We start from the raw sequence: 1,991 nt of genomic DNA, 5'->3' as shown, positions 1-1,991 counted from the left end.
GCTATGATGGATTAAAGATAAAAAAGGTGGAGAATATCAGTAGCTTATTATTCTGGTATTTATAACAAGATTGTAATCTGTAGACCGGAAGGAAAGTTCTCCAACTTTCCTTCTTTTTTTCTACTTCATAAATTAAAAAATTCAATATAAGCTTGAGCAGCTAAAATTAGTAATGAAAGGTGGAATTAGGCAAAAAAATAAAAGAACTTAGATTATACTGTGGTTTAACACAAACTGAGTTGGGAAAGAAAATAGGCGTTTCGTATAGACAAATACAAAGGTACGAAAATAGTTCAAACCAAATTTTGGCCAGTAGGCTATACGACTTAGCAAAAGCACTATCGATTGATGTGGCTGATTTTTTTACTGATGTGCATGTCGACTCACATGAAACTTATGATGAAGAAATACTAAAATTAGTCAAAGGATATAATGAAATTAAAAGCAAAAGGTTACGTAGCGTAGTTTATATATTGGTAAAATCTTTTTCTCAAAGTTACAATGAGAGTTAGTATTGCTTCAATACCTCAGTTAATATATTAATAAATGATTGTACAAGATGAACAACATCCTATTGATAAACAAATAGGTGAAAGAGTAAGGAAGAGAAGGTTAATATGCGGTTTTAGCCAAAGAGACTTAGGAAAAAAGCTCGGAATTTCATTTCAGCATATACAAGGATATGAAGCTGGAGAGGTAAGGCTTGTAATTGATAGATTGTATAATTTGGCAGAAGCTTTGTCCGTTGATATGTCATATTTTTTTACCAAAGCTTCTGAAGACTTACACGATAAGGCCTTTTGTAGCGATGTGGGTAGTGAAGAAATATCAAGGCTAGTGAGGGAATACAGGAAAATTAAGGATGAAACGTTGCGTGATATTGTGCATTCAGTGATAAAAGCGCTTGCCAATAAATAATATTGCCTGAATATATCTTCAATCCACTTCTACAAGCAATGCTAGTTAAGGTAAATTTTTTATGGTAATTTTGATTAAATTTCAAGAACTACTTTACTTTGCAATAATTATGGCTATGTAAAAACATAGCCACCAATCAAGAACGTCCTACAGATGTCGTTTTGGTATCTTTTAATTTGCTCACCCAAGAAAAGGTCTCACTACTTTTAGAATTTTGGTCGCCCCACCTTCCACATCTAGTAAAGCTGCCTTTTTCCACTACTTCTTTAACAGACATTCCACCAAATAAACAACCCTTTCCTACGATTTCTCCTATTTCTTGCAACTCGTTCCACATTTCTTCATCTTCTACCTCAACTTGTACTTGATGATAGTCTTCTGTGTCATGATATACCATTAAATTTAGCTCTCCTAGGCTAGTGCAAAGTGTTACTGTAAAAGCGCTGTTATCGGATATATCTACGTAATTTCTTTTACCGTCTTTCCCAGTTTTGACCTCAACTTCACCATCACCTATTTTTATGATACTACCGCCAAGGTTTAAGTCTCCTTTACTTAAGCCCAAATTTTTTGCACCTTCTACAACTTTGGCAACATCAACTATGCAGCTATGTGAAAATTCAATATAGAAGGTCTTATTATCGATTTCTACATCTTCAACAGTTCCTTCTATAGTAGCGTCTTCTCCAACTTCCCTAAGTTTCTTGAGCCTACTATATATTTGTGGCTCAATTTCTTTTTGCACTTTTTGATACATTTCAGCTATTTTCTTATCAACTTGTACATTAAAATCTGCTCCATGTAAGGCTAACTTTCTGATTATATCTTCTTGTTTATTTTCTTTGAATTCATCACGATACATCTTAAACATTGTAATGTTAGTGAAGCTAAAGCCATCTTCGTTGCGAGCGTTTACTCTTATTCCTAAATCCAAAGCTTCATCGACGATTTTACTTAATTTGTCTAGATTTTCAGCTGCAATAGCTTTTTCCAAGAATTCATTTAATTTCACATTTTCATATTCACTTAGCCTTATCTTGCATAAAGCTGATCGAAATGGATTGAGCTCCTCA

At 33.6% G+C, this 1,991-nt stretch carries 3 protein-coding genes; 2 read left to right on the top strand and 1 reads right to left on the bottom strand.

Annotated features, from left to right (window positions below):
- Positions 1–179: 179 nt before the first annotated feature.
- Both ACIPNH_RS00425 and ACIPNH_RS00420 read left to right on the top strand, forming a co-directional pair.
- Positions 180–512, top strand: coding sequence for a helix-turn-helix domain-containing protein (locus tag ACIPNH_RS00425; protein ID WP_400770841.1), 333 nt, complete (start codon positions 180–182; stop codon positions 510–512).
- A 34-nt stretch (positions 513–546) separates the two neighbouring features.
- A complete protein-coding gene (locus tag ACIPNH_RS00420; RefSeq protein WP_400770838.1) occupies positions 547–918 on the top strand; it encodes a helix-turn-helix domain-containing protein in 372 nt (123 codons plus the stop codon).
- A 136-nt stretch (positions 919–1,054) separates the two neighbouring features.
- On the opposite strand, the gene ACIPNH_RS00415 is transcribed toward ACIPNH_RS00420, so the two are convergent.
- A partial coding sequence (locus ACIPNH_RS00415) for a hypothetical protein (protein WP_400770835.1) occupies positions 1,055–1,991 on the bottom strand: 937 nt, incomplete at its 5' end.

It is taken from the genome of Wolbachia endosymbiont of Drosophila barbarae (assembly GCF_044752445.1).
Taxonomy (GTDB): Bacteria; Pseudomonadota; Alphaproteobacteria; order Rickettsiales; family Anaplasmataceae; genus Wolbachia; species Wolbachia pipientis.
This window is presented reverse-complemented; position numbering and strand designations above follow the sequence as displayed.

What these genes read in the sequence shown, in the direction of transcription:
- ACIPNH_RS00420 (WP_400770838.1), top strand. Translation starts at nt 547, where the DNA reads ATGATTGTACAAGATGAACAACATCCTATTGATAAACAAATAGGTGAA.